At 42.5% G+C, this 2,229-nt stretch carries 2 protein-coding genes; one reads left to right on the top strand and one right to left on the bottom strand.

The window, feature by feature from the left end:
* Positions 1-128: 128 nt before the first annotated feature.
* Positions 129-782, bottom strand: coding sequence for a thiopurine S-methyltransferase (locus AB6E08_RS23045; protein ID WP_372066954.1), 654 nt, complete (start codon positions 780-782; stop codon positions 129-131).
* Positions 783-1,105: 323 nt separating this feature from the next.
* Between AB6E08_RS23045 and AB6E08_RS23040 the strand changes: the two genes are divergently transcribed.
* Entirely contained in the window at positions 1,106-1,885 is a 780-nt protein-coding gene (locus AB6E08_RS23040; RefSeq protein WP_372066957.1) for a phosphoribosylglycinamide formyltransferase, read from the top strand.
* The last annotated feature ends 344 nt before the right edge of the window (positions 1,886-2,229 follow it).

Genomic DNA, 2,229 nt, shown 5'->3' with positions numbered 1-2,229 from the left:
ACAACGGTATGCTAAGAACAAAAATGCCGTTCACTCTTAAGTGAACGGCATTAGGCTATCGAGCCCGTCTTTTTGTTGGTGTTATCTTTTGTATCGAAATCATCTGTTTGCTTGAGAGTTCAAAGCGCTTAAGCTTCTGACTCAATCAAATACACTTCTTCACTGAATCGCGACAAGCCTTTCTTCGCAATCTTAGGGTGTTCATCGCCTGCGATATCTTGATTCAACAAAGTAATCTTATAACCAGCAAACAACTGATCGATCTCTAGCTTAGGTACGCTAAACGGAGGCCCTGCCATCTCGCTTTGATCGTAGTCCAATGTCACCAATAAAATCTTGCCGCCTGGCTTTAACAGTTGCTTTAAACGTTCCACATATTGCGCGCGAATCTCAGCAGGCAATGCGACTAAAGACGCGCGATCATAAATGGTATCGACAGGCTGGATTGGTGCTGTGAAGTAATCACCCGTGTAGATGTTCAGTTCATCGAATTGATACAGCTCGTGCTGACCGCTAATTTGAGTCACTGTCGGTGTGTAAAGGTGCTCTGCAAAAAATGCGCGAACTGCAATCTGGCTTAACTCGACACCTTGAACCTCTTCATGCTTGGTCGCTAACCAAATCAAATCTTCACTCTTGCCACAAAGTGGAACAAACACACTCTTCTCGTAGTTAGGCTCAGTCTTTTCCCAAAATTTAATCAGAAGTGGGTTTACATCTTCGAGGTGGAAACCAATTTGGTTGGCTGCCCATTTATTGTGCCAAAATTCAGGATTATTCATCTTTCGTTCATGTTAAACAGTCATAATGCAAGGGTACAGTATAGAGAGGTAAGAGCAACCTTAGCTTGGTTTAAAGTACCAAATTGGTTTCGATGAAATCAGAAACTGGCTAAGTTCAAAGTTCTAATAATTGCGGAACTAACGGTTGGATTATTTGTCTATATCTTCACATTTTAAAGCAATATTAAACGTTAGAGTTGGTTTCGGTCTTAACTAGCCCCATTTAATATGTAGTGAGTTAAGTTAAGCTGTTTTTACTCTTTTGCGTTACTGGTTACCCCTTTTGACTACCCGTTTTTGTAACCTTGTATTTTGGAGTTTGAATGAGTGTATTTCTCCGTACGACGGCCCTAATGCTTCTGGTATTGAGCCGAGCGCCTGCATTCGCAGCAGCACCTGTTTCAACAAGTTCAACAGATCAATCGCGTACATCGTCATCGCAAAACCAAGTTTCATCAAATGTATTCCGCCATAGTCTAAGCGGCTTGTATGGCATAAAAGCATTCGACTCACGTCCTACTCAGCCTTACACCGACTTCGATATTCTGTACAGCAAAGCGCATCAAGGCCAAGCTGAACTAGAAACTATCTGTAAAAGTACTGCCCTACTCACCAACTCTGAAGCGCTCTTTGCTGGCGTTAAATCTCAAGCTCGTGCAGAAGAAAAAATCGCTCTTGAGCTTGATGGTGACGTAACAAAAATTACAGACTTAGCCCGAGCAACTATCATCGCGAACGATGTAGAAAGCTTGGTTGAAGTTTACGAAGCGCTAAGCCGTGAAGCAGACGTTGTTAAGCTGAAAAACAAGTTTAAATCGCCAGCTGACTCTGGTTACCGTGACCTTAACTTGTTGGTTCGTTTGCCTAAAACCAACATCATTGCAGAGGTTCAACTTCACTTAAAAGCGATTGCTGATGTGAAAAGTGGCCCTGAGCACGAACTCTACGAAATCATCCAAGGCATTGAGCGTCACGCAATTGCAGAACATCGCCCAATCAACGATATCGAAGCGGCACAAATCAATAGCCTAAGACGCCAATCTTTAGAGCTTTACCAACAAGCATGGCAACCGTACATTACCACGCACATTAAAGCGGCATAACCACTGGCATAAACGCTTACCATAAACAAGAACGACAAAGGGCTGCATAATCGCAGCCCTTTCTTTTTATTAGTGCTCTCGCGTTGCTTTCATTAGTTCATTAGTTCATTAGTTCATTACTATCAGAAAGCAAAATATAGGGATGTCACTATTAGTAGTTAACGAGAAGGGTGATTAACGAGAAGGGTAGCTAAGAAAAGAGAGTCAGGTGATACCACTAAGAGAAACTAGTGACAAGACAGTCAGCAAATGATGCATAAGACGTAGATACAAAAAGACCACGCTAGGCGTTAATGCCGATCAGTTAAAGCCAAAGTGATCGGTTGAAGGATCCTTCCGAGCTG

The sequence above is a fragment of the Vibrio sp. 10N.247.310.24 genome (assembly GCF_041467175.1).
Lineage (GTDB): Bacteria > Pseudomonadota > Gammaproteobacteria > Enterobacterales > Vibrionaceae > Vibrio > Vibrio tasmaniensis_A.
The sequence above is the reverse complement of the archived record's forward strand: the minus strand, read 5'-3'. Positions and strand labels throughout refer to the sequence as shown.